The sequence below is a fragment of the Bifidobacterium callitrichos DSM 23973 genome, assembly GCF_000741175.1.
GTDB classification, from domain to species: Bacteria; Actinomycetota; Actinomycetes; order Actinomycetales; family Bifidobacteriaceae; genus Bifidobacterium; species Bifidobacterium callitrichos.
This window is the reverse complement of sequence record NZ_JGYS01000006.1, coordinates 103,534-128,084: the sequence shown is the minus strand read 5'-3', so window position 1 is coordinate 128,084 and position 24,551 is coordinate 103,534. Positions and strand designations below refer to the sequence as shown.

The 24,551-nt window shown below is 62.0% G+C and carries 20 protein-coding genes; 4 read left to right on the top strand and 16 right to left on the bottom strand.

Features of this window, described 5'->3' with window-relative positions:
* Window position 1: 1 nt before the first annotated feature.
* The 4 genes from rplC to BCAL_RS04765 form a co-directional block, all read right to left on the bottom strand.
* A complete protein-coding gene (rplC, locus tag BCAL_RS04780) occupies window positions 2–652 on the bottom strand; it encodes a 50S ribosomal protein L3 (RefSeq protein WP_043164521.1) in 651 nt (216 codons plus the stop codon).
* Window positions 653–669: 17 nt separating this feature from the next.
* Window positions 670–978 carry a 30S ribosomal protein S10 gene (rpsJ, locus tag BCAL_RS04775; RefSeq protein WP_003827292.1) on the bottom strand — a complete coding sequence of 103 codons (309 nt, stop codon included), beginning with the start codon at window positions 976–978 and terminating at the stop codon, window positions 670–672.
* Between the two features lie 261 nt (window positions 979–1,239).
* A complete protein-coding gene (locus BCAL_RS04770; protein ID WP_052119009.1) occupies window positions 1,240–2,232 on the bottom strand; it encodes a YwiC-like family protein in 993 nt (330 codons plus the stop codon).
* Between the two features lie 52 nt (window positions 2,233–2,284).
* On the bottom strand, window positions 2,285–3,877 hold the full coding sequence (locus BCAL_RS04765; RefSeq protein ID WP_043164525.1) for an MDR family MFS transporter: 1,593 nt from the start codon (window positions 3,875–3,877) through the stop codon (window positions 2,285–2,287).
* A gap of 214 nt (window positions 3,878–4,091) precedes the next feature.
* Between BCAL_RS04765 and budA the strand changes: the two genes are divergently transcribed.
* Window positions 4,092–4,856: an acetolactate decarboxylase gene (gene budA / locus BCAL_RS04760; protein ID WP_043164528.1), complete on the top strand. Its 765-nt coding sequence runs from the start codon at window positions 4,092–4,094 to the stop codon at window positions 4,854–4,856.
* 136 nt (window positions 4,857–4,992) lie between these two features.
* On the opposite strand, the gene adhE is transcribed toward budA, so the two are convergent.
* Window positions 4,993–7,725, bottom strand: a complete 2,733-nt coding sequence (gene adhE / locus BCAL_RS04755) for a bifunctional acetaldehyde-CoA/alcohol dehydrogenase (protein WP_043164530.1) — start codon at window positions 7,723–7,725, stop codon at window positions 4,993–4,995.
* A 536-nt stretch (window positions 7,726–8,261) separates the two neighbouring features.
* Between adhE and BCAL_RS04750 the strand changes: the two genes are divergently transcribed.
* Window positions 8,262–9,392, top strand: a complete 1,131-nt coding sequence (locus BCAL_RS04750) for an ROK family transcriptional regulator (RefSeq protein ID WP_043164532.1) — start codon at window positions 8,262–8,264, stop codon at window positions 9,390–9,392.
* 133 nt (window positions 9,393–9,525) lie between these two features.
* Window positions 9,526–9,654: a hypothetical protein gene (locus BCAL_RS13935; protein WP_258184490.1), complete on the top strand. Its 129-nt coding sequence runs from the start codon at window positions 9,526–9,528 to the stop codon at window positions 9,652–9,654.
* A 78-nt stretch (window positions 9,655–9,732) separates the two neighbouring features.
* Here the strand turns inward: BCAL_RS13935 and BCAL_RS04745 are convergent, their stop codons facing one another.
* From BCAL_RS04745 to BCAL_RS04715, 7 genes are all read right to left on the bottom strand, one after another.
* Window positions 9,733–10,134 carry a VOC family protein gene (locus BCAL_RS04745; RefSeq protein ID WP_043164534.1) on the bottom strand — a complete coding sequence of 134 codons (402 nt, stop codon included), beginning with the start codon at window positions 10,132–10,134 and terminating at the stop codon, window positions 9,733–9,735.
* Between the two features lie 66 nt (window positions 10,135–10,200).
* Window positions 10,201–11,580: an MFS transporter gene (locus tag BCAL_RS04740; RefSeq protein WP_043164536.1), complete on the bottom strand. Its 1,380-nt coding sequence runs from the start codon at window positions 11,578–11,580 to the stop codon at window positions 10,201–10,203.
* A 129-nt stretch (window positions 11,581–11,709) separates the two neighbouring features.
* A complete protein-coding gene (locus BCAL_RS04735; protein WP_043164538.1) occupies window positions 11,710–12,714 on the bottom strand; it encodes a zinc-dependent alcohol dehydrogenase family protein in 1,005 nt (334 codons plus the stop codon).
* A 251-nt stretch (window positions 12,715–12,965) separates the two neighbouring features.
* Window positions 12,966–13,892: a helix-turn-helix domain-containing protein gene (locus tag BCAL_RS04730; RefSeq protein ID WP_052119011.1), complete on the bottom strand. Its 927-nt coding sequence runs from the start codon at window positions 13,890–13,892 to the stop codon at window positions 12,966–12,968.
* A gap of 190 nt (window positions 13,893–14,082) precedes the next feature.
* Window positions 14,083–15,123: an NAD(P)-dependent alcohol dehydrogenase gene (locus tag BCAL_RS04725; RefSeq protein WP_043164540.1), complete on the bottom strand. Its 1,041-nt coding sequence runs from the start codon at window positions 15,121–15,123 to the stop codon at window positions 14,083–14,085.
* A 119-nt stretch (window positions 15,124–15,242) separates the two neighbouring features.
* Window positions 15,243–16,556 carry an MFS transporter gene (locus BCAL_RS04720; protein WP_043164542.1) on the bottom strand — a complete coding sequence of 438 codons (1,314 nt, stop codon included), beginning with the start codon at window positions 16,554–16,556 and terminating at the stop codon, window positions 15,243–15,245.
* Between the two features lie 257 nt (window positions 16,557–16,813).
* A complete protein-coding gene (locus BCAL_RS04715) occupies window positions 16,814–17,215 on the bottom strand; it encodes a VOC family protein (RefSeq protein ID WP_043164544.1) in 402 nt (133 codons plus the stop codon).
* A gap of 199 nt (window positions 17,216–17,414) precedes the next feature.
* Between BCAL_RS04715 and glgX the strand changes: the two genes are divergently transcribed.
* Window positions 17,415–20,090 carry a glycogen debranching protein GlgX gene (glgX, locus tag BCAL_RS04710; protein ID WP_043164546.1) on the top strand — a complete coding sequence of 892 codons (2,676 nt, stop codon included), beginning with the start codon at window positions 17,415–17,417 and terminating at the stop codon, window positions 20,088–20,090.
* A gap of 105 nt (window positions 20,091–20,195) precedes the next feature.
* Here the strand turns inward: glgX and rpsI are convergent, their stop codons facing one another.
* The 4 genes from rpsI to BCAL_RS04690 all read right to left on the bottom strand — a co-directional run bounded on the left by rpsI (window position 20,196) and on the right by BCAL_RS04690 (window position 24,546).
* Window positions 20,196–20,687 (bottom strand): 30S ribosomal protein S9, encoded by a 492-nt coding sequence (rpsI, locus tag BCAL_RS04705; RefSeq protein WP_043164548.1) that lies wholly within the window; start codon window positions 20,685–20,687, stop codon window positions 20,196–20,198.
* A 20-nt stretch (window positions 20,688–20,707) separates the two neighbouring features.
* A complete protein-coding gene (rplM, locus tag BCAL_RS04700) occupies window positions 20,708–21,157 on the bottom strand; it encodes a 50S ribosomal protein L13 (protein ID WP_043164549.1) in 450 nt (149 codons plus the stop codon).
* A 422-nt stretch (window positions 21,158–21,579) separates the two neighbouring features.
* Window positions 21,580–23,745, bottom strand: coding sequence for a 4-alpha-glucanotransferase (malQ, locus tag BCAL_RS04695; protein ID WP_043164552.1), 2,166 nt, complete (start codon window positions 23,743–23,745; stop codon window positions 21,580–21,582).
* A 162-nt stretch (window positions 23,746–23,907) separates the two neighbouring features.
* Complete coding sequence (locus BCAL_RS04690; protein ID WP_052119012.1) at window positions 23,908–24,546, bottom strand: HEAT repeat domain-containing protein; 639 nt, start codon at window positions 24,544–24,546, stop codon at window positions 23,908–23,910.
* Window positions 24,547–24,551: the final 5 nt, after the last annotated feature.

Here is a 24,551-nt window from a genome sequence, read left to right as displayed (position 1 = left end):
ATCAGGCTCCCTTCACCGCAGAACGGACGAGAACGATGCCGCCCTTCGGGCCCGGAATGGCGCCCTTGATGGCGAGGATGCCGTTCTCGACATCAGCGGAGACGACGGTGAGGTTCTGCGCGGTGGCGGTCACATGACCCATGCGGCCGGCCATACGCTTGCCCTTGAGGATACGGCCCGGGGTAGCGCACGCGCCGACGGAACCGGGGCGACGCTCGTTCTTGTGAGAGCCGTGGGAACGGCGGTAGGACTTGAAGCCCCAGCGCTTGATGGTGCCAGCGAAGCCCTTGCCTTTGGTAGTGCCGGTCACATCGACCTCGGTACCCTCGGCGAAGAGCTCGGCGGTCAGTTCCTGACCGACCGTGTACTCGGTGGCGTTGTCCTCGCGCACCTCGACGAGGTGACGACGGGGGGTGACACCGGCCTTGGCGAAGTGGCCGGCGAGCGGCTTGGTCACCTTGGTCGGATCGATCTGGCCGTAGCCGATCTGGACGGCGGTGTAGCCGTCGGTCTCATCGGTCTTGATGGCCGTGATCACGTTGGTGGAAACGTCCACCAGCGTGACGGGGACGAAGAAACCGTTCTCGTCCCAGACCTGAGACATGCCGATCTTCTTGCCCAGCAGAGCCTTGCAATCGTTCCTTTGCGACATAGTGGTTCCCTCCTCCCTTACAGCTTGATCTCGATGTTGACGTCCGCAGGCAGATCGATGTGCATCAGGGAATCCACGGCCTTCGGGGTCGGGTCCACGATGTCGATGAGGCGCTTGTGCGTGCGCATCTCGAAGTGCTCGCGAGAATCCTTGTACTTATGAGGAGAACGAATAACACAGAAAACGTTCTTCTCGGTCGGCAGCGGAACGGGGCCAACAACAGTTGCGCCCGCGTTCGTCACCGTTTCGACGATCTTCTTCGCCGATTGGTCGATGACCTCGTGGTCATAGGACTTAAGCCTGATGCGGATTTTCTGTCCCGCCATTGCCGTCCGCCCTTTCTAGCGATTCGTGTACTGTTTACCAGCCTGCTTCTTAAGGGCACCGGCGCGCATGGCCTCCCTTGGACATACGTCCTCTGGCGGTCATCCGACATCAGTGCACGGCCCACCGAAACCAAGTGGATGGTTCCGGCCCCGTGCTCGCTTTGTTATTTCCAAATGTGCGAGCCCAAATCAGGCAACTTGTTTATCTAAGCATCGAGGCCGGACTAAATCATCAGGACGGATGTCTCGGCGTGTCGCGATTCACATGGTCAACGGCAGACCGAGCGTGAGCGACAGGGCGAAGGTCAGCACCGTCGACATCATCTCCGTGACGCCTGCGATCAACGGCTTCAGAGGCCTGAATCGACCCAGGATCGGCAACACGACTGCGCGGGCGAGGAGCCACACGACCAGCACCACCAACAGCACGCTCGCCGCGTCGAGACGATCCCACCCCCGCGAGACCGAGACGCCAGCAGTACCACCCGCCCCAAGCAGCATCACGCCGTGCCAGATCCACGACGCCGCCACATATGATCGTTTGCCACGCTCGCGGATCATCGTTTTGACGAACAGGACCGAACCGAACTGAACGACGGCGAACAGCGCCGCCAGCAGCACGCCGACGATCGGCAGCGAATACGCGTTCCACCAATCCCCCGGCACGGGCAGCGAACGGACGGCATCCATGCCCGCGTTGATCGACGTCTCGCATCTGCCAGCCGCCGCCACAACCGTCGACGAGCCATCGCCGAGGAACCGATTGAGGGAGCCGTTGATGACGGCGCAAGCCGCCCCGGCGATGTTGCGCGTACCGAACGACGTCTCGACGGCGGCCATCAGCGACGAGGCGGCGACGGCGACGCCGTTGCCCCACAGCGAACGTTCGCGCCGCGTCCACGCGGCGAGGAGCGACAGCGCGGCCAGCACCATATATATGGGAGCCCATCGCATGATGCCCGGTCGGGTGATGACGAACGGCAGTCCGACGATGGCCAATGCCGTCAGATATCCCAGCATCGGCTTGAGATAACGGCGCGACATCCGCGATTTCAGCCACCGGGATGCGGTGAACTGCACGCAGTAGCACAGGGTCCATGCCACGAACAGCCAGACGGAATCGATGTTCGCGCCACCCACGATGAGTCCGGACAGTGCAGGAGACAGGGCCATGGCCCATGCGCCGGGCTGATCGGGGATCCACGTTCTGATGGTCGACGCGCATCGCGTGCGATAGGTGTGTCTGGTAGTCATAGGCTCCAACCATGCACTACCCCTCAGACCCGCTCCGCGAAATCACAGTGACCTAGTGACGCATGCGGGAGAGGGCGCGGCGGGTGGCTTCGCGGGTGGAGCCGGCGCCGTCGCCTCGCACGCCGACGAGCACGAGGATCACCATGACGAAGCAGATCGCGGCGGAGATGCGCAGCGCCCACTGGATGCCGAAGATGTTGGCGGTGACCGCGTCGACGCCCGCGGCGTGGCGGACTGCGGTGAACGTCTCCATGAGGATGACGAGGATCGGCGCGCCCATCGCGCCGGCGACCTGTCGGACCGTGTTCGTCACGGAGGATCCCGCGGAGATCTCCCCGGGCTCGAGGCAGTTGAGCGACCAAGTGGTGATCGGCATCAGCAGCGATCCCATGCCGATCTGGCGGATGAACTGGCAGATCGATACCCACCAGATCCACGTATCGGAGGAGATCAGGCTCATGCCGATGGTGCCGAGGGTGAGCACGATCGCGCCGAACAGGGCGACCGGGCGTGCGCCGAAACGGTCGAGGGCCTTGCCTCCGAACAGCTGGGAGATGCACTGGCCGATCGCACCGGGCAGCATGATCAGTCCGCTCATCGTCGCAGAGAAGCCGCGATCGTTCTGGATGTACAGCGGCATGATGACCAGAATCGAGCTGAACGCGAAGAACGCGAGCGAGGCGGTCACCGTGCCGACGGTGAACGAGCGGTTCTTCAGGACGCCGAGGTCAAGCAGCGGCGGTTCGGGAGTGTTTGCGGAACGTGCGCCGGCGGACGCGGCGGCTTCCCGCGTGACGTGTTCCTTGGCGTACTCCTTGGCGTACTCCTTATATATATGAGCGCGGCGGATCTGGCGCGCCACGAACCAGATGATGCCGACGATGCCGACGAGCATCGAACCCCACACCATCGGGTTGACGAACGGATAGTTCTCGATATTCGTGAAGCCGAACATCAATCCGCCGAAACCGAAGATCGACAGGGCCACGGAGAAGAAGTCGGCGCGGGCGGCCGCGTCGTGCTCGCCGAAGTTGTGCAGCCACAGGCACGCCGCGATCAGGGAGATCGCACCGATGGCAGTCAGGGTCAGGAAGATCGAACGCCATCCGTTCGCGTCGGTCTGGAGGCCGCCGAGCGTCGGTCCGATGGCCGGGGCGACGCTCATCGCGATGCCGACCATGCCCATCGCGGCGCCGCGGCGGGACAGCGGATAGATGGAGAAGACCGTGATCTGCAGCACCGGCCACATGACTCCTGTGCCTATCGCCTCGAGCACACGGCCGAGCAGCAGGATCAGGAAGGACGGGGCAAGCCACGCGCATACCGAACCGAGCGTGAACACCGCCATCGACACGATGACGATCTGACGCGTGGAGAAGCGACGGGTCAGAAACGCGGTCAGCGGCACCATCACTCCCATCACGAGCTGGAAGACGGAGGTGAGCCACTGGCCGGTGGTGACGTTGACGCCGAACTCGTCGACGATCGACGGCAGGGCCGCACTCAGCTGCAGCTGGGTGAAGTTGCCGACGAACGTGATGAACGTGAGGATCGCGAGGGAGACGAACGCCGTGTGCGTGAGTTTGCCGTCGACGTACGATTCCTCGCTGGTGAGCACCGTATCGATACCGCGCTTGGTTGCCATATGCCGCATACTTCTTCCCGTGCCGCACCGGGATTGCACCGGCGTTCTTGTCGGGCGCCTCCTGAAAGCACTCGGATACGCTATACCCACCTCTGTACCGTTACAGGGGATTACGCCACGGGCATGAGTGCGGACAAGCATGTGAGACAAGTCACGTCCATTGCGTTGCGCGAGGTCTTGAGGGACGAATCGCGAGACCTTTATATTACGAATTGTGAGCGAACTCAAAGGCAAGGCCATCGAGCCGATCCACGAGCACAGGGCGAACGTCCTCTATCAGCACGGTACACTGGCGCTACTGGTGCCGGGCCTTCTGGAGGGCACCACCACGATGGGCGAACTGCTCACCCATGGCGACACCGGTATCGGCACCGGCGAGGGACTCGACGGCGAGATCATCGTACTTGACGGCAAGGCGTGGAAGGTCGGACGCACCGGCGCGGTCGAAGCGGTTCCCGATGACCTGACGCTGCCGTTCGCGAACATCCATCGCGCGGCGTTCCAATACCAGTGCGAGCGCAGCGATATCGGTCTGGAGGAGCTCAACCGGCGCATCGTGGAGGCGAACGGACGCGCGAACACGTTCTTCTCGGTGATCGTGCGCGGCACGTTCAGCTTCATCAAGACACGCGCGGTCATCAAGCAGCAGGCCCCATACCCCACGCTGGAGGAGGTGGCCGACCGTCAGGCGATCTTCCTGGGCCATGACGTGCGCGGCGTGATGCTCGGCTACTTCTCCCCCGTCATGTTCCATGGCGCCGCGGTGGCCGGATTCCATGAGCATTTCCTCGCCGACGACCATTCGATCGGCGGACATGTGCTCGATGCGGTGCTGGAGCGCGGTGAGATATTGAGTCAGGTGTTCGACACGCTGGTCACGCACCTGCCGGTGGACAATCCCGACTACCGCAATCACGATTTCAGTCAGGACAACATCGGCGAGGCGATCACGCACGCGGAGGGCGACACGCACCGCTAGAAGCACGCGGACTTACGGCAACCATACGGCAACAGGGTCGGCTCCCGATTGATGTTCGGGAACCGACCCTGTTTCGGTGGATGATCAGCTCATCCGATGATCAGCTCATCTCAGCCTGCGATCTGGCAGACTCGACTCAGACGCGCTCGGAGGCTTCCTCCGTGGCGGCTTCGCCTTCGCGCTCGACGCGCAGCTTGTGGCCTTCGGCCTGGCTGACGCCGTAGTAGGCGGCGATGGCGATGTCCTTCATGTCGTTGATCAGCGGGATGCGCGGGTTGGCCGGCGTGCACTGATCCTCGTAGGCGCGCATGCCGATCTGGTCGAGCACGCTCCAGAAGTAGTCCTCGTCCACACCGCACTCCTGGAAGCTCTTGTTCATGCCGAGCTTGTTGTCGCGGTAGTCCTCGACCGCACGCGCCAGGTTCTCCACGGCCTCGGCCGGGGTCTTGCCGGTGTCCACGCCCAGGTTGCGGGCGATGTCGCGGTAGCGCTCGTCGGCCACGTACTTGTTGTACTTCGGCCAGCTCGTCGGCTCCTCGGGCACCTGACCGTTGTAACGGATCACGTACGGCAGCAGGATCGAGTTCGTACGGCCGTGCGCGATGTGGCACAGGGCGCCGATCGTGTGGGCCATGCCGTGGCACATGCCCAGGAACGCGGAACCGAACGCCATGCCGGCCATCGTGGCCGCGTTGTGCATCTTCTCCTGCGCGACCGTCTTGGCCAGACCCGGCTCGCCGTTGACCGACTCGGCCAGGTTCTCCCAGATCAGCTTGGCCGCGTGCAATGCCATGCCGTCGGTGAAGTCGTTCGCGTACACCGACACGTACGCCTCGAAGCTGTGGGTCAGCGCGTCGAAGCCGGCGTCCGAGGCCAGACGACGCGGCTGGGTGCGCGCAAGCACCGGGTCGACGATCGCGACCGACGGGGTCAGCGCGTAGTCGGTGATCGGGTACTTGTAGCCGGTCTTGTGGTCCGTGATCACCGCGAACGGCGTGACCTCCGAGCCGGTGCCGGACGAGGTCGGGATGCACACGAGCTTGGCCTTGCTGCCCAGCGGCGGGATCTTGAACGCGCGCTTGCGGATGTCGAAGAACTTCTCGCGCACGTCGCCGAAGCTGATCTCCGGGTGCTCGTAGAGCAGCCACATGATCTTGGCCGCGTCCATCGGCGAGCCGCCGCCGACCGCGATGATCGTGTCCGGCTCGAACTCCTCGCGCATCATCTCCGCGCCCTTCTCGACCGTCTCGACCGAGGGCTCCGGCTCGACGTAGTCGATGATGCGGAAGGTCACGTTGTTCGCGCGGGCGCGCAGCTGGTCGATGATCTTGTCGACGACGCCGAGCTGCTCCATGACCTTGTCGCACACGATCACGGCCTTCTCGATGCCGAACATGTCGCGCAGGTACTTGATGGCGTTCGGCTCGAAGTACGTCTTCGGCGGGATCTTGAACCACTGCATGTTGTTGTTCCTCCGGGCGATGCGCTTGATGTTGAGCAGGTTCACGGCCTGCACGTTGCCGGACACCGAGTTGCCGCCGTAGGAGCCGCAGCCCAGGGTCAGCGACGGGGCGATCGCGTTGTAGATGTCGCCGATGCCGCCCAGCGAGCTCGGCTGGTTCCAGATGATGCGGCACGCGTGCATCCTCAGGCCGTACTCGCGCACGAGGTCCTGGTTGTTGGTGTGGATCGCGGCGGTGTGGCCGGCGCCCAGCTTGAGCATCGCCTCGCACATCTCGAACGCCTGCTCCTTGTTGTCGGCCTTGAGCACAGCCTGCACCGGGGCGAGCTTCTCGTGGGTCAGCGGCTCGTTATCCGACACCTCCGCGCATTCGGCGGCCAGGATCGTCGCGTCCTCGGGGATTTCGAAGCCGGCGGCCTTGGCGATGTACTGCGGGGACTTGCCCGGCACCACGGAGTTGAGCTTCGGCGTACCACCGGAGAACGCGGTGCAGCCGAACATGTACTGCTCGAGCTTGGCCTTCTCGTCGGCGTTCACGAAGTAGGCCTTGCGGCGCTTCAATTCCTTGACGAGCGGCGCGTACACGTCCTTGTGGGCGATGATGGCCTGCTCGGTGGCGCAGATCATGCCGTAGTCGAAGTGCTTGGACAGGATCAGGTCGTTCGCGGCGCGCACGATGTCCACGTCGGAGTCGACATAGGCCGGCGCGTTGCCGGCGCCCACGCCCAAGGCCGGCTTGCCGGACGAGTACGCGGCCTTGACCATGCCCGGACCACCGGTCGCCAGAATCGTGGCCACGCCATCATGCTTCATCAGCGCGCCGGTCGCCTCGATCGACGGGTGCTCGATCCACTGGATGCAGTCCGCGGGAGCGCCCGCCTCGATCGCGGCGTCACGCACGATGCGCGCGGCCTCGACCGAGCACTTCTGCGCGCCCGGGTGGAAGCCGAAGATGATCGGGCAACGGGTCTTCAGCGCCAGCAGCGACTTGAAGATCGCAGTCGACGTCGGATTCGTGACCGGGGTCACGCCCGCGACCACACCCACCGGCTCGGCGACCTCGTCGATGCCCATCACGTCGTCCTCGCGAATGATGCCGACGGTCTTCTGACCCGCCATGTAGTTCGTGACGTGCTCGCACGCGAAGATGTTCTTCGTGGCCTTGTCCTCGACCAGACCACGGCCGGTCTCCTCGACCGCCATGCGAGCCAGCACCAGATGCTTGTTCAGCGCGGCGACCGACGCCTTGGCGACGATGTGGTCGACCTGCTTCTGATCCAGCTTCTCGAACTCCGCCAAGGCCTTCAGGCCCTTCTTCACCAGCGCGTCAACCTCAGCCTCAGCCGCCGCCTGCTTCTCCTCCGGAGTCGGCTTGGTGGGGGTGTCGGCCTTCTTAGCGTCTGCCATGAATCCTCCTCGATCGGTGGTATTTGCACAACATGTCATATGTATGGACATCTCCAGCATGCGGGTCCCGTCCGTCGCTTCCGGCGCACGACCATCCGCATGTGGCCTAGGTCACAATATATCGAAGACCACGCAGTGGCGCATACGCACAAAATCGTCGGCGTTTCATGGGAGTTTATGAGAGAATTTTGTTATTTCCTGTTCTAAAAACCTCACAAAATCAAAAAACCAGCTCCATATTGATGCCTTTTGTTCATTTTTTGATAATTCAACCACAAGAAACAAACATTGCCCACGGCATCTTTTATAAAAAGGTTTTCTAAATGTATACAGTTCATTCACAATTCAAGAAAACCAATTGCAAAAAGTTAGGCAGTCAACGACGACTCACAGTCCCCGACTCATCGAAACCTACACCTACCGCCCTGCACCCCGGACATCCCCTTCCAACGAACGAGAACACGCTTTTACAAAGTAATCTTGTATAATGGCTGCACCAACGAAGGATAGAACGACATCACAGCGGAGGTCACCACATGAGGGCGATGCCATCGACGGCGGTCAAAGCGCACAACCGCAAGGCGATGACTCAATACCTGTACGCGCACAATCACGTCACCAAGCAGGAGCTGGAACGCGAGTTGGGACTGAGCCTGCCCACCATCACGCAGAACCTGCGCGCCCTCGAACAGGACGATATCATCCGCAAAGGGGACCTTCGCGAGTCGACAGGCGGCAGAAAAGCGCAGGCGTACGAGTTCAATCCGGACCACCGTACCGCGATCGGCGTGACCATGCGGGCAAACGAGGTACGCATGTGCGCAGTGGACCTCGCCGGCACCGTCGTCGAGCGTTTCAGCCGCACGCTCCCCTACCGCAACATGAACGCCTACTACCAGCGCATCGGCGGCATCATCGAGAACTTCGCGGCGGATGTCGAGAAGCGGCACGGCCCCGTGCTTGGCGTATCCTTTGCGATTCAAGGCATCATCTGCCGCGACGGAAGCACGATCGTCTTCGGCAATATCATGCACAACACTGGGCTTACGCTCGACACCATCGCACAGTCCATACACCGTCCATGCATGATGATTCACGACTCCGACGCCTCCGCCATGGCGGAGCTGTGGTTCGACAAGACGATCACCGACGCCGTGTGCATCTACCTCGAACGACGCCCCGGTGGCGCGGTGATCGTGGACGGCAAGCTGAACCAGGGACCGAACCTGTGCAACGGAGCGATCGAGCACATGACACTCGTGCCGGGAGGACGCGAATGCTACTGCGGCCAGCGCGGGTGCATGGACCCTTACTGCTCACCGGAATCGCTGCCAGAGGACTACGAATCCATTCCCGGATTCTTCAGCGTGCTCGAACAGGGCGAACGGCATCACCGCGAGCGCATGGACGAATGGCTCGACTATGTGACGCAGGCGATCGTCAACGCGCGGTCGGTCGTCGCCGGGGATGTGATCGTCGGCGGCGAGGCGGCACAGTATCTGGAGGACGATGACATCGACGATCTCAAACGCCGTGTCGTCGATCACACACCGTTCGGCACCGAACGGTTCACGTTACGCCGCAGCCACTGCGCGGAGGATCAGAACATCATCGGCGCGGCATTGCGCTATGTCGAGACCTATCTGAACGGAATCTGCAGCGAATAGATTCGATTAATAATACAATTACGTTTTTGAAAAACAATTCATATAAGTCGCGGTCAAGCGTTACGCTGTCACCGACGACCGAAGACACCGGCCGATCACATCCCAGGATGCAAACAACGGAAAGGAACCAATCATGTTGAACAAGAAGAAGATCATGGCGGCCGTGCTTCGCGGACTCGAGGTCAGCGGCGTGAACGCCCTCGCCCAGGCAGGCTACAGCGAATCCACCCTCAACGCCATCGAGGCCATCGAGAAGCGCTGACCCTCCTCACATATGCGAAGGGCCGATGCGCAATGGAGCGCACCGGCCGATGGATCACGACGCGACGCGAGATCGAATCTACTTGACGATCTCGCAGAATTCGATGGTCTCACCGTTGGGACCATAGACGTTGAAATAGCGGATGCCCTTCTTCCAGAACGTGGGGATCGATTGGATCCCGGTCTCCTTGAATCTGAGCCCCAGTTCCTTGGCGTTCTCCCACGCTGCCTCGATGTCCGGGGTGTCGAACGCCCAGTGGTTGATGGCGCCGGCGGCCATCGGAGCCTCCTCACCCTCCCACGTCTCGATGGTCAGGTGGCCGTAGCGCAGGAACGCGCAGCGGTTCCCGCCGTTCAGATAAAGACCGGCAAGTTCGAAGCCGAGCTTCTCACGGTAGAAGGCGATGGTCTCGTCCAGATCCCGGGCGATCATGCCGGAATGCTGGAAATCAGTGGTGAATGCGGTCATAGGCTTGGTCATGATAGTTCTCCTTTGAATTGAATGTGATCGAATCGATAGGTCCAAAATATCGCATCGGTCCCGTGTTCAGACGAGGTCCACCGTGGAACGGCTTGCCGCCACGGTCACCTCGACCGGACGCATATCGGAGACGAGGTCGGCGGATGTCTCCACCGTCTCATCATCGGCCGATTCTTCGTCCGTGATGCGATGCCCCTTCTCGTCGAAGCCGGACTGCTTCGGATGCAGAGTGCAGGTGAGCAGGAACGACACCACGTACAGCGCTGCATACGTCCAGCAGATGCCTTCAATGCCGATCGACGGCAGAAGAACCGTGGCGATGCCGGGACCGACGAACGTGGTCAGGCCTGCGGCCAGATTGTAGGCGGAAAGGGCTGCACCCTGCTTCCCCGGGGCCTCGAGCGTCATGATGGTCGGCAGGCAGGAGAACGCGCAGGTGCCGATGCCGACGATGATGGATGCGACGATCATCATCGCCGCGTTCGCACCGAACCACTGCGGGATGTAGTAGAAGGCGACGGATCCGACGGCGAGCACGCCGCAGCCGAACCAGCGCATCGGCCACACCCATCCGAAGCGATCCATGAACCAGCCCCAGAATGTGTTGAAGATCAGGGTGACGACGAACACAAAGCCCCAGATGCGCATCCACTCCTCGGTTTTGAAGATGTTGATGCCGCCATACTTCGTGGTGCACAGGTAGAGCGGCATGATGACCGGGAAACCATACAGCAGCAGATTGTTGATGATGCGGATGATGGCGCAGACGGCGATCTTGCGGTTGGTGAACAGGATGGTGGCACCGTCGGTGAGCTCCTTCAATTTTTCCCTGGTGCTCAGCCCCTCTCCTTTGACGATCTTGTTCTTCGGTACGACCAGGAAGCACATGACGGTGCCGACGATGGAGAACGGCAGCGCGAACCAGAGGGTCCGGTATTCGCCGAAGTGCGGCATGATGAAGCTCGGCAGGTAAGCGCCGAACACGCCGATGCCCAACGAGAAGCACGTCCAGAAGAATCCGGTGGCCGAGGCGAGGCGCGAGGGACTGATGTACTGCGCCATGAGTACCACGAAGCTGTAGATAAACAGCGGGTAGCCGATGCCACGCACCGCGTAGGCGGACAGGATGAACGGGTAGACGCCGCTCGGCAACGCCAAGGCGAGGAACACCAGATGGACGCCGATCCACCAGCAGGCGCCGAACATCATGACGCGACGGGCACCGAACATCTCGGCAAGCACGCCGGCCGTCCATCCGCCAAGTGCGGCAAACAGGCCGTAAACAGTGACAAGACCGGACGCCTGCGCGGCGGTGAAGCCCTGATCGACCATGTATTTGGACAGGAAGGTGAGCTCGAATCCATCACCTGTCATAAAGATGGCCACGGCGAGGAATCCAAGCAGCAGCGCACGAGGAATTCCGAATTTTTCAAAGAACTGAATCATAGATAACCCTTACAGGAACGTCGTTGTCGAATGTGGGTCATGGAAAGGACGAATCACGAGAAGAACAGACAGCGGAAAAGATGATGGCCGCCGGGAAAAGGGAAAACCGGCGGCCAAGTATGGTGAAGCTCAGTCGCCCAACTTGACGACGGCCTTGGAGACGCCCTTGATCTTCCCTTCGAGGAAGTCCTGAACCTCGTCGAGTCCGAGCTCATGGCTGATGAGCGGCGCGACGTCCAACTTGCCGGATTCGAGCAGGCTGATGGCGTCCTTGAAGGTGAGCGGGTTGATGAAGGAGCCCTGAATGGTCAGCTGCTTCTTGTAGATGTCATAGGTGTTCATCTCGAAGTGCGCCTCCTGCGGTCCGACGCCGAACATGAGCACCTGGGCGCCCTTGCGCGCGGCCGCTACGGCCTGCGCCTGCGTGGTCGGCAGCCCCACGGCCTCGATGATCACGTCATAGGACTCCTCTGGAATGGACTCGCGCGTGGTGTTGTACACGTTCTTCACACCGAACAGCTCCCGGTTGCGCTTGAGCTTGTCGTCGAAAATACCCGCGAGGTCGACCTGATGCACGCCGTAGGCCTGCACGATCTGGGCGAACAGCTGGCCCATAAACCCATCTCCGATGACCAGCGCCTTCTGGTAGGGACGCAGCTTGAGCAGATCGACGCCATGCACGGCGCAGGAGATCGGCTCGATAGCGGCGGCGTCCTTGAGGGAAACGTTGTCCGGCAGTCTGTAGACCACGGAAGCCGGGGCCGTGAACTGCTCGGCGAGGCCGCCGTCGCGGGTCACGCCTACGGCGGAGAGGTGGTCGCACAGTTCGGGACGCTGGGTGAGGCAGTAGTCGCACTGGCCGCAGTAGATGTTCGGGTCGACGGCGACGCGGTCGCCGGGCTTCACGTTGGTTACGGCGGCGCCCACTGCGGCGACGACGCCGGAGTTCTCATGGCCGAGCACGATCGGCGGCACGGCGGCGGCGGAGCCGGGACGACCCGCGTACAGGTCATGGTCGGTGCCGCACACGCCGGCGTATGCGGTGTTGACGAGCACCTCGTCCGGAGCGATCTCGGGGGTGGGCAGGTTCTGGATCTCAAATTGCTTGACGCCGGTGAGTACGAGTGCCTTCATGATGGTTCCTTTCTACCGCCTTCCACTACGAAGGCGTGTTGTCGGATGTGGTGCGACGTTCGGCTGCCATCCCGCGTTCCTTGCGGGGTGTTGACTCACACTATAACTTCCTTATCTCTATTTTGCAAATCTGTTTTCTAAAACAAGTTCACACCGGCGTGTCGTAAGTTCAATGCGCCCCGCACTTCACCGGTTCGGGCGTGACGTATCACTGACCACGTCACACCAACAACGGCTGCATGAGAAATCCATCACCGCATCGCGTGCATCTTCCGATACGCGGAAGGGGTCATGCCGGTTTCATCACGGAAACGACGGTTGAAATTAGAGGCGTTGTCATAGCCGCTGATCCGCTGGATACGAGAGATCGGCATGTCCGTGCAAATCAGCATGCGACAGGCGCGACCGACCCGCAGACGCCGTACAAAGTCGGCGAACCCGACACCCGCCACACGTTTGAAGAAGCGTGAGAACGTGGACACGCTCATCGATGCGGCGTTGGCGGCACCCTCCAGACTCACATCGTCAAGATGCGCTGAAATATAAGTGATCGCGGCATTGACGCCGCTTTCGGCACCCACCGCTACTGCCGGGTTGTATTCCGGAGTGACCACGGTTCGGCTCTCACCCGCAGGAGCCTGTTCAAAGACCGAAAGCATGGTGATCAAATCGGCCACACGCCGAGATGGCGAATGATCACCCATCCCCACCAGCACATCAGCGACGTCACGGGCCGATTCTCCGGAAAGGACCAGCGCGTGGGACGCCCGCCGCAGCACCTGCTCGAAGCCGGAGGTTTCGGGGAACGCCGACGACAGCATACGAATGGTCTGCGGTCTGACATGGCATAACACATCACGGTTCACCAGCCGCTCCCCTGGCATGAGATCGGAAAGCCAATTATGCGGCAAATTGGAGCCTATCAACGCCACATGCCCCGGCTCGAACGGCAACAGCCCGTCACCGGCCATCAGCTGACCGGTCCCCTCACGAATCAGGTGGATCTCGAATTGGGGATGGTAATGCCATTTCGCCAATGAATTCGGATAGCCATGGCACGCCCATCGAATCGCCGCACCGGCATCAGGAACAATGACCTCCAGGGAACCAGAACCGGCACCCGCACCTGTACCCGACGAGACGAATCCTTCCGAACCAGTCACAGCCAACCTCCTCATTCCGCTGATCCACAGCTTATATATTGTCGGCGTACGCCCTGCATATGACGAAACGGAGTTCGAGCGTCGACCGGCGACGGCGAACACCAACTGGAATCTTTTTGGTGATCACCGTCAACCGAATGAACACTCGGACTCCGTTTCACCCGCCGTCAAAGAGACAGCGCCCAAAAGGACGACATTCGACACATCAACGATGATCGACCGTGATCTGCAGCTTGATGTCTCCCGGACGCCCCTCGTCCATACGATCGAAGGCCGCCTTGGCATCGTCCATCGCGAACGTGTCGGTGATAAAGGGCTTGAGGTTCAGCCTGCCGCTGGCGACCAGATCAATGGCCTTCTGATACACGTTCGCATAGCGGAAGATGTTCTCGATACGCACCTCGGTGGCCTGCAACTCGGTGATGTCGATGGACACCGGATTGACCGGAATGCCTACCAAGACGGCACAGCCACCAGGAGCGATGAGCTTCCAGAAGGTCTCATACGCCTTCGGCGCGCCGGAGCATTCGAACGCCACGTCGGCACCCCATCCGGCCGTCTCCTCACGGACCCGTTCGACCAGATCCTCCTTGGTCAGATCGACGGGGATGATGCCGGGAATCTGTCCGATGATGCCGAGTTTGACGGCAGAGACATCGGAGACGAGCACCTTGGACGCGCCACCGGCGAGCGCCGCGGACGCGGTCAGCATACCGACGGTGCCGGAACCGGTGACCACGCACACATCACCAGGCTTGATACGGGCCTTGGTGGCAGCCCACATACCCACGGCGGTCGGCTCGAGCAGGGCACCTTCGCCGTAGCTCATGGTATCAGGCAGATGGTAGGTGAAGGCGGCGGGGTGGACGACCTCCTCGCACAAGCAACCATCAATCGGCGGAGTGGCGAAGAAACGGACGGCCGGATCGACGTTGTACATGCCCAGACGGCTCGCACGCGAGGTCATATCCGGGATGCCCGGCTCGAGAGCGACACGATCGCCCGGCTTGAATCCAGTGACGCCGGGACCGACCTCCAACACGGTGCCCGCGGCCTCATGTCCAAGGATCATCGGCTTCTCGACAACGTATTTGCCGACTCGGCCATGCGTGTAGTAGTGCAGATCGGATCCGCACACGCCCACGGTATGCGGTGCAATGCGCAGCTCACCGGGGCCGGGCGCCTGCACATCCGGGACCTCGCGAACGTTGATCACGCCCTTCTTCTCCAGAACCACTGCCTTCATGATGTTTCTCCTTGTGTTGTTGGTTTGTTGGTTGTTGGTTTGTTGGTTGTTGGTTTGTCGAGTATTAGCTTCGTTGAGTATCGGCTCGTCGACTTGACCGTCCGCGTCTGTACGCGAGGTCAGACGGTCTGCGGAGCCGCGACCATGATCATCGGGTCGGCGTCGGCCACAGGCTCCTTGACCGCGACGCGACGGCCGCGTTCATCGAACCCAGGCTGCCGGGGGCGAATCCACAGCGAAATAGCGGATCCTCCGATATAGCAGATCGCATACGCCCAGCACACTCCGGCGAATCCCACGGTTTCCAGCAGCAGCGTGGCGATGAACGGGCCGCAGAAGGTCGTCAGACCCGACGCGAGATTGTGGGCGGAAACGGCGGCACCCTTGTGGTCGGGTTCCAATGCAGGGAACACAGCCCCCATGGGAACGAACGCCGAAATGCCCAGACCAAGTACGACCGCGCATGCGTACATCGCCGGCAGATTATGTCCAAGGAACTGTGGAACGTAGTACATGGCAAGGGTACCGATCGCGGAGAGCCAGCATCCCCACCAACGCATCTGCCGCATCCATCCGAAACGGTCTCCCATACGACCCCAGAACACGTTGCCGAATACGGTGACCACGAACAGCAGTCCCCAGATCGTCGACCATTCGGTGACCTTGAACCATGCGCCACCACCATTGGTGTAAGTGGAGAGATAGAGGGGCATGATGACCGGGAATCCGTACAAGGTCAAGTTGCAAATGACACGTAGCACGGCGGCAAAGGCAATCTGGCGATTGTCCTTGAGGATGGTCACACCGCGGGAAAGTTCACGCAGCTTATCGGCCGTGCTCATCGTCTCAAGTTCGACGTTGGCTGTCGTCGGCACGAACATGATGCAGATCAGCATGCCAACGATGGCGAACGGCAGAGACAACCACAGCGAGTAGTACTCACCGATCACCGGCGTGATGAATGCAGGCAGGTAAGCGCCGAATACACCGATGCCGAATGAATAGGCAGTCCAGAACCATCCCATGGCGGACGCGAGTTTGCCTGGATCGACGGTCTGCGCCAACAGCACCACATACGAGTAGATGAACAGCGGATACCCCATGCCGCGCAGCATGTACGTACCCAGCATCAACGGATAGAGGTGGCTCGGGAGGGCGACGCCGATGAACACCAGATGCAGCAGGATCCAGGATCCAGCGCCGACGATCATGATGCGCTTGGCTCCGAACAACTCGGCCAGCACGCCGGACGACCAACCAGCAAGCGCCGCCACCAGACCGTACAGGGTGAACATCAATGACGCCTGCGCCGATGAGAACCCCTGATCCACCACATATTTCGACAGGAACGTCAATTCGAAACCATCGCCTGTCATGAATACCGCTATCGCCAAGAATCCCGGCAACAGCTTTCGCATAAGCCCCTGTGCCATGCGTTCTCCTTACCTGCAAGAACATATACAACATCACTGTCAACTTCCGCTCGTCTTTGGAGCGTTAGTTATATTTTCCAGCGAATAATCACGGTCTTTCTCCGTGACAATCGGCAACAATTGATACTTTCTTGCAAGCCGGAATCACAGACAGGAGTATGACTAAACGACGGACGGCCGACATGCCCAGAGTGTGGGGATGCCGGCCGTCCGCCGTTGTTAGTTGAAGGATCAGTCGATGGGGGAGTGAATCGAATCTACTTGACGATCTCGCAGAACTCGATGGTCTCGCGGTTGGGACCGTAGACGTTGAAGTAGCGGATGCCCTTCTTCCAGAACGTGGGGATCGAGGCGATCTCGTCCTCGCGGGTCTCGAGCCCCAGCTCCTTGGCGTTCTTCCACGCGGCCTCGATGTCCGGGGTGTCGAGCGCCCAGTGGTTGATGGCACCGGCCGCCATCGGGGCCTCCTCCCCCTCCCACGTCTCGATGGTCAGGTGTCCGTAGCGCAGGAACGCGCAACGGTTCCCGCCGTTCAGGTAGAGACCGACCAGCTCGAAACCGAGCTTGCCGCGGTAGAAGGCGATGGTCTCATCCAGATCCCTGGCGATCATGCCGGAATGCTGGAGATCGGTGGTGAATGCGGTCATCGGCTTGGCCATGATGGTTCTCCTTTGCATTGAATGTGGCTTCAGTGTACGGCCGGCCGGCGGATGCCACCAACGGACACCACCGCGCTTTTCGTCAGAGGCCGGTACTTTATCCGCAACCGAACACCGCCGAGCACCGCCGGTCACCGCGATACGGCCGCATGGTACAGCGGTGAATGGGGTGGTAACTGGTCACGTCTACAATGGCTGTATGAGAAATCCATCGCTGCATCGCTTCGCCACACGTCCGGGCTTCTACTTCACCGAGGACGGCGGCGCGGACGTCATCGTCCGTTCCGAGACCGCCGATCAGGTGTGGCTGAGCGTCATCGAGTCGTTGGATGATCCCACCGCCTTCTATCAGGACGCGATCCGCCTCTTCGACACACCGGGGGTGTCGTTCGTCGACCAGATCCACGAGTTCCCGGTCTGCATGCGCCTGATCGAGGACCAGTATGTGCGAGAGACGCTGTTCCGCATGGAAGGTCCGAACTACGGCCTGTGGTACGTGCACATCCCCAAGGCGTGGAGCGGCATGCACTACGGGTTCCGCGTCGACGGCGCGTGGGACCCCCAGCACGGTGTGCGGTTCAACCCGTACAAGCTGCTGCTCGACCCGTATGCGAAGGGCATCGACGGGAAAATGGAGCTCTCCCCCGCCGCGTTCTCCTACGAATGCGAGGTGAAGGACAACCGCGTGACCGGTTCGGCGTTCGGCGCGATGAGCACCGTCGACTCGCTCGGTCACATGCCGATCTCCGTGGCCATCGACGACCGCGACGAGCGCAAGCACGACGACGACCCCGTGCACCCGCACATCCCGTGGAGCAAGACCGTCATCTACGAACTGCATGTCAAGGGCTTCACCGCGCAGGCGCCGTGGCTGCCCGAGGAGCTGCGCGGCACGTACGCCGGACTCGCCCACCCGACCACGCTCGCCTACCTGCAGGGGCTCGGCGTCACCTCGATCGAGCTGCTGCCGATCCAGGCCAAGCAGAACGAGGTGTTCCTCCAGGAGCGCGGACGCGTCAACTACTGGGGCTACAACACCTTGGGGTTCTTCGCGCCCGAGCCCTCCTACGCGACGAAATCCGCACAGGAGAAGGGCGCCGAGGCGGTGCGCGAGGAGGTTCTCCACATGGTGCGCGCGCTGCACGAGGCCGGCTTCGAGGTCATCATGGACGTCGTCTACAACCACTCATGCGAGGGCGGCGTCGAAGGGCCGACCGTCTGCTGGCGTGGACTCGACGCGATCTCCTACTACCGACGTCAGAAGAACAACATCGCCCGACTGGAGGACACGACCGGCTGCGGCAACACCTTCGACTTCACGAACACGCACGTCGTGACCTTCGCCATCGACTCGCTGCGATACTGGGCCAAGCGCATCGGCATCGACGGATTCCGTTTCGATCTGGGCGTCTCGCTGGCGAGGCTCAACGGCGAGTTCACGCAGCATCACCCGTTCCTGTACGCGCTGCGTTCGGACCTGCTGCTCGGCAATCTCAAACTCATCATGGAACCGTGGGATCTGGGCAATCTGGGCTGGCGCACCGGCCAGTTCTCCCTGCCGTTCGCCGAGTGGAACGACCGGTTCCGCGACACCGCACGCCAGTTCTGGCTCACCGACGTGGCCGGCGGCGGGCGCATGGGACGCATCGGCATGCAGGAGATGGCGACGCGACTATGCGGATCGGCCGACCTGTTCGCCACCGATCCGGGGCGTGGCGCCGCGTCGTCGATCAACTTCGTCTCCTGCCACGACGGGTTCACACTCACCGATCTGACCCGATACACCAACAAACACAACGAGGAAAACGGCGAGAACAACAACGACGGATCGAACGTCAACAACTCCACCAACTTCGGCGTGGAGGGCCGCACTGACGACATGACGATCATCGCCCGACGCGAACGTGCGGCGATGAACATGCTCGGCACACTGCTGCTGAGCCTCGGCACGCCGATGATGCTCGCCGGCGACGAATTCGGCAACTCGCAGGGCGGCAACAACAACGCCTACTGCCAGGACAGTCCGATCAGCTACCTGAAATGGGATTGGCTGTACACGCCGGAAAAGGGCTGGCACATGCACCGGCTCGAGACCGTCTCGAAGTTGATCGCGTTGCGCAAGTCGCTGGACCTCTACCATCAGGAGGGATTCTTCACCCGACTCACGCAGCTGGGACTGCTCAAGCCCTCGAGCCGCATCCAATGGTTCCTGCCGGACGGCACGACGCCGATGGAACGCGACTGGTTCGATCTGGGTCAGCGCAGCTTCGTGATGCAGCTGCTCGACGCGAGCGAGACCGATGTGCTCATCGTCATCAACGGCGTGCCGGAGGACAAGCAGTTCCGCCTTCCCTCCGACAACGCGTGGACGCCGGCGTGGTGCTCGGCCGAAAGCACCGGACATCTGCCGGGGCATGGACGCAAGGTGATGGACATTCATCTCGAAGGCCAGCAGTCGACGTGGACGCACAGCGTGCCGGAAGACAGCGAGATCCACGATCTCGTCGAGAGGATGCAGGCCGAGCCGTCCACGATGAAGCGCCGGAACGATCTGACCACCGCGTTCGACGCGGATATGCGGGCGGTGGCGAAGGCGGAGGCCGATGCCGCGGCTGCGGCGCTGGCGGCCGCGCAGGAGGCGGCGAAGAACTCGGAGAACGTCACGGATACCGCGGATGGCGCGGGTGACACGACGGCCGGGACCGCCGGGACCACAGGGACCACCGGGACCGAAGCCGCAAGCACGGAATCCCCGACGCAGCCCTTGCCGGATCAGGAGCCCGCGCGGGAATCCGCCGACGAATCGGCTCCGGACGAGAACGTGTGGACGTTCCCCGCGCTCAGCATCTCGCTGATGAAACAGCTGAGCTACTGAGCTGCAAAGCTACGGAGCGGACGCTCCGAAAATGGCGAAACCCCGCCACCGAAGAAACGGTGACGGGGTTTCGCATGTCGCTCGCAATACGACAAGCGCGAGAAATCAACGCTTGGAGAACTGCGGGGCGCGACGGGCCTTGTGCAGACCGGCCTTCTTGCGCTCGACGACGCGGGCGTCGCGGGTCAGCATGCCGGCCTTCTTCAGCGCGGCGCGGTTGGCGTCGCGATCGATGGCGTTCAGCGCGCGGGCCACGCCGAGACGGATGGCGCCGGCCTGACCGGTGGTGCCGCCGCCGTCGACGAGGACGATAGCGTCGAACTTGCCCTCAAGCTTGAGGAGGACGATCGGGGAGTTGACCTCACGCTGCAGCAGCTTGGAGGGGAAGTACTCCTCCAGGGTGCGGCCGTTGATGGTCCACTTGCCGGAGCCCGGAACCAGACGGACACGGGCGACAGCCTCCTTGCGACGACCGGTGCCGTAGCCCGGCTCGATCGCGGAGGTGCCGGTGCCAGCGCCGGCGTTGGTCTCGGTGGTGTAGCTGGTGAGCTCCTCTTCGGTTTCCTGAACCGCGGAGTTGTTGGTGTTTTCAGCCATGTTCTCTATCTCCCTTCGGTTCACTTAGCCTGCTGAGAAACCTGCTGGATCTCGAAGACCTGCGGCTTCTGCGGGGTGTGCGGGTGCTCGGCGCCGGCGAAGACACGCAGGCGGGTGAGCTGCACCTTGGACAGACGGTTCTTCGGCAGCATGCCCTTGACGGCAGCGGTGATGATGCGCTCGGGCTTGTTGGCGAGCAGCTGGGCGTAGGTGTCACGGCGCAGACCACCGGGGCGGCCGGAGTGCGCGTAGAGTTCCTTGCCCATCTTGTTGCCGGTCAGCGCGATCTTGTCAGCGTTGATCACGATAACGTAGTTGCCAGAATCGGCGTGCGGCGCGAAGGTCGGCTTGTTCTTGCCACGCAGCAGGGTAGCAACCTGGGAGGCGAGACGGCCGAGCACCACGTCGGTGGCGTCGACGACGTACCAGTCATGAGTCAGATCGGCTGGTTTCGGAGTGAAAGTCTTCACTGTTCTACCTTTTCTATATTGTGTTCCGGGCTTCGGCTGCTCGGCGTGCGTGTAGGAGACGCGCGGCCCGAGAGGCCTCAGACCTCTTTATCCGTGGGCTCCCTGAAAGTCCTCGATGGCGAGTGGGAAAGCGCTTTGAAGGACCCCTTAGGGAAACACAACAATCCACTAGTATATCGCCGGGCATGACATCGCACCGGGCGTGTCGAGACACACCACACACGCCGAAGCGCGTCCGATCCTGCAGAATCGGACGAAAAGAGGCTCTGCACGTGACATGAAACGTCCGATACTACAGGATCGGACGCCAACAGACGTCCGGATGAACGAAAAACGTCCAACCCTATAGGATCGGACGTTTTCTCGTTTTCCTTGTGCCCGTCTGGCTCCGGGACGAAGCTGTCCGGACGGCGGGGCAGACGCTAGTCGCGCATGATGTTGGCGATGCGCTGGACAGACTCGCGGGCGAACAGGCCCTCGACCGGCACCACGTTGCCGTCGCCGTCGGCGAGCGGAATGCGCCAGTTCGGATACTCGTTGTTGGTGCCCGGCTGGTTCTGCGCGCGCTTCTCGCCCACCGCATCGGTGATGGAGGCGGCGAGCAGCTTGCACGGCGAGCCCTTGAGCGCACGGTACTGCGCCTCGATGACCGCAGCCTCGTTGGTCTTGACGTCCTCGGCGAGCGCATCCTGCAGGTAGCCCTGCTCCACCAGCATGCGAAGCATCGCATCCTGTTCCGCCTTGGCGGAACGTTCGAAGTCCTCCTTCGGGCCGGTCAGCAGACCGAGGCGTTCGCGAATGTTGACGTGTTCGAACTCCAGATAGCCGGCTGCCGGCGGCAGATCGTGCGTGTTGACCGAGGCGAGCGCGTACGGACGCCAGTCGGCCGGGGCGCGGAACGTGCCGTCGAACTGCTCGAACCATTCGACCGCGCAACCGAGCAGACCATGCTTCTTAAGGGAGTCGGCCACATAGTCGGGCACCACACCCAGATCCTCGCCGACGACCACGCCGTCGGCACGGGACGCCTCGAGCGCGAGGATGCCGAGCATGATGTCGGAGTTGTAGTAGACGTATGCGCCGTCGATCGGCTTCTTGTCGGCCGGGACCCACCACAGGCGGAACAGGCCCAGGATGTGATCGATGCGCACGGCACCGGCGTGGGAGAACATGTTGTGCACCAGATTGCGGTAGGCGGCGAATCCGGTGTTCTCCAGCACGATCGGGTTGAGCGGAGGCTGGCTCCAATCCTGACCCTGCTGGTTGAACATGTCCGGCGGAGCGCCGACTGTGGCACCCTTGGCGAAGCTCTCCGGGTTCCACCACACCTCGGAGCCGAGCGGGTGGACGCCGACGGCCATATCGGCCATGATGCCGATGCGCATGCCGTTCTCGCGGGCGCGCTTCTGGGCGCGGTCGAGCTGCTGGGAGGCGATCCATTCGAGCCAGCGGTAGAAGTTGAGCGTGTCGGGGAACTGCTGGCGCAGCGCGGCCACTTCGGCGGAGTTCTTGTCGAGACGCTGCTCCCAGTTCGTGGACTCACGGCTGGGTGCGCCCCACTTGTCGTAGCACAGGCACCATGTGGCGTAGCCTTCGAGGGCATCGCCGCCCTCATGCACGAAATCGTCGAACTCCTGCTGACGCACCGGACTGCGGCCGACCTTGAAGATGATCCACAGGGCGTGCATCTTGGCGCGCCACATCGCATCGCGATCGATCAGCTGGGAATCGCCGTTGAGCGGTTCGACGGTGGCGTGCAGCTGGTTGATCTGGTCAAGGCTCTCCTTGCCGAGCAGCCGGTACTCCTCGATCGCCTCGGGACGGATGTACGTGAAGTTGACCAGACCGCGGGAGATCGGCAGGTACGGGGACGGAGTGAGCGGAGAGACGGGCTCGGCGGCGTGCACCGGGTTGATGAGCATGAAGTCGCTGCCCGTGTGCTTCTTGGAATCCACCAGCAGATTCGACAGATCCTCGAAGTCGCCCACGCCCCACGAGTTCGCGGAGCGGATCGAGTACAGCTGAGCCATCCATCCCCACAGGTGGCCGTACTTCATCTGGTCGAGCAGCTCGACTCGCGCGGGGGCGCTGATCAGCGTGGCGTCCTGCTTGCGGCCGGCCACGCTGACGTGCAGCGTGTGGTATCCGGCGGGAAGGTCCGCGGGGATGATGAGCGCCGCGGTGGTGATGAACTTGTCGTTGAGCACGTAGGCCTTGGAGCCGTCGCCGGGACCGTAGGCGATCCTGCCGGGGTAGCGCGTGCCGTCTTCCAGGGTGATCTTGGCGGACGGGATGTCGAACACGCCGACATTCACCGGGATGCGGGTCTCCTCACCCACCGTGTGCAGCAGCGTCGGTGCGACCAGTCGGGTGCGACGCGCATCACGGATGCGCTTGCTTGACTGCGCGATCGCCTCGTCGCTGGAGGCGTCGACACCGAGTGCGGCGAGCACCGCCACGAGGACGTCATCATCGATCTCGTGGTAGTCGTTGCTCATGCCGACATAACTGGTGCCGATGCCTACAAGCTTGGCCAGCTGAATGAGCGGGCGCTCAAGACGCTCCGCACTTTCCGTTCTCTCTGTCATGGTTCCAAGTGTAGCGCCCGCACGGAAAAAACGCCCTATGCCACGACCGTGCGCGAGACCGCAGAAACGCCTTCGGAAACGTCTTGGAAACACTCCGCTGGACGGCAGATGAACCGGCGTGAAACACCGCGTGAAACTTGGCGATGCACTATGGCGAGACGGTCACGCGTTACGTCGTTTGGCGACAGCGTGACGCACCTCTGCGGAAGGATCGTCGGCGAGCTTGTTCAGCGTCTCGTCGGTGGTGTTCGGGTTGAGCGCGACCGCCCGGCGTACCATCGAGGAGAGCACCGCGGGCGCCCCCTCCTCGATCTCGGTGCCGAGAGTGGCGAGGAAGGCGAGCGTGGCGGCATCGACCTCGGGGTTCTGTGCGCCCTCGAGACGCATCTTCCATGAGGTCTTCTTGTTGCGCAGGGCGGTGTCGCGCACTTCGGGCACCGGGTCCTTGGTCAGGCGTCCGACCAGCCAGTTCTTGTCGTCGGCATTGCCCGCCACGGCCTTGCGCACCGCCGGATCGGGGTCCTTCGCCAGTTTGACCAGCACGTTCGGGAACGGCATGGTCTGCGCCAGGAAGACACGGTCCTCGACCGGCGTGTTCGGATTGCCGCCCACGGCCTCCAGCAGTGCGGTGGCGCGGGAGAACGCGGCCTGATCGGCCCGGTCCGGCAGATCACGACGCGCGAACTCGGACAGTTCGGCGGCATCGGTGGAATGGCGCAGATGCTCGTAGGTGACGGTCAGCGGTTCGAACTGCTGCTCGGTCGACTGGTCGGTCGATTGGTCGGCTTGTTGATCGGTCATGGGTA

What these genes read in the sequence shown, in the direction of transcription:
- rplC (WP_043164521.1), bottom strand. Translation starts at nt 652, where the DNA reads ATGTCGCAAAGGAACGATTGCAAGGCTCTGCTGGGCAAGAAGATCGGC.
- rpsJ (WP_003827292.1), bottom strand. Translation starts at nt 978, where the DNA reads ATGGCGGGACAGAAAATCCGCATCAGGCTTAAGTCCTATGACCACGAG.
- BCAL_RS04770 (WP_052119009.1), bottom strand. Translation starts at nt 2,232, where the DNA reads ATGACTACCAGACACACCTATCGCACGCGATGCGCGTCGACCATCAGA.
- BCAL_RS04765 (WP_043164525.1), bottom strand. Translation starts at nt 3,877, where the DNA reads ATGGCAACCAAGCGCGGTATCGATACGGTGCTCACCAGCGAGGAATCG.
- adhE (WP_043164530.1), bottom strand. Translation starts at nt 7,725, where the DNA reads ATGGCAGACGCTAAGAAGGCCGACACCCCCACCAAGCCGACTCCGGAG.
- BCAL_RS04750 (WP_043164532.1), top strand. Translation starts at nt 8,262, where the DNA reads ATGAGGGCGATGCCATCGACGGCGGTCAAAGCGCACAACCGCAAGGCG.
- BCAL_RS13935 (WP_258184490.1), top strand. Translation starts at nt 9,526, where the DNA reads ATGTTGAACAAGAAGAAGATCATGGCGGCCGTGCTTCGCGGACTCGAG.
- BCAL_RS04745 (WP_043164534.1), bottom strand. Translation starts at nt 10,134, where the DNA reads ATGACCAAGCCTATGACCGCATTCACCACTGATTTCCAGCATTCCGGC.
- BCAL_RS04740 (WP_043164536.1), bottom strand. Translation starts at nt 11,580, where the DNA reads ATGATTCAGTTCTTTGAAAAATTCGGAATTCCTCGTGCGCTGCTGCTT.
- BCAL_RS04735 (WP_043164538.1), bottom strand. Translation starts at nt 12,714, where the DNA reads ATGAAGGCACTCGTACTCACCGGCGTCAAGCAATTTGAGATCCAGAAC.
- BCAL_RS04730 (WP_052119011.1), bottom strand. Translation starts at nt 13,892, where the DNA reads ATGAGGAGGTTGGCTGTGACTGGTTCGGAAGGATTCGTCTCGTCGGGT.
- BCAL_RS04725 (WP_043164540.1), bottom strand. Translation starts at nt 15,123, where the DNA reads ATGAAGGCAGTGGTTCTGGAGAAGAAGGGCGTGATCAACGTTCGCGAG.
- BCAL_RS04720 (WP_043164542.1), bottom strand. Translation starts at nt 16,556, where the DNA reads ATGGCACAGGGGCTTATGCGAAAGCTGTTGCCGGGATTCTTGGCGATA.
- BCAL_RS04715 (WP_043164544.1), bottom strand. Translation starts at nt 17,215, where the DNA reads ATGGCCAAGCCGATGACCGCATTCACCACCGATCTCCAGCATTCCGGC.
- glgX (WP_043164546.1), top strand. Translation starts at nt 17,415, where the DNA reads ATGAGAAATCCATCGCTGCATCGCTTCGCCACACGTCCGGGCTTCTAC.
- rpsI (WP_043164548.1), bottom strand. Translation starts at nt 20,687, where the DNA reads ATGGCTGAAAACACCAACAACTCCGCGGTTCAGGAAACCGAAGAGGAG.
- malQ (WP_043164552.1), bottom strand. Translation starts at nt 23,745, where the DNA reads ATGACAGAGAGAACGGAAAGTGCGGAGCGTCTTGAGCGCCCGCTCATT.
- BCAL_RS04690 (WP_052119012.1), bottom strand. Translation starts at nt 24,546, where the DNA reads ATGACCGATCAACAAGCCGACCAATCGACCGACCAGTCGACCGAGCAG.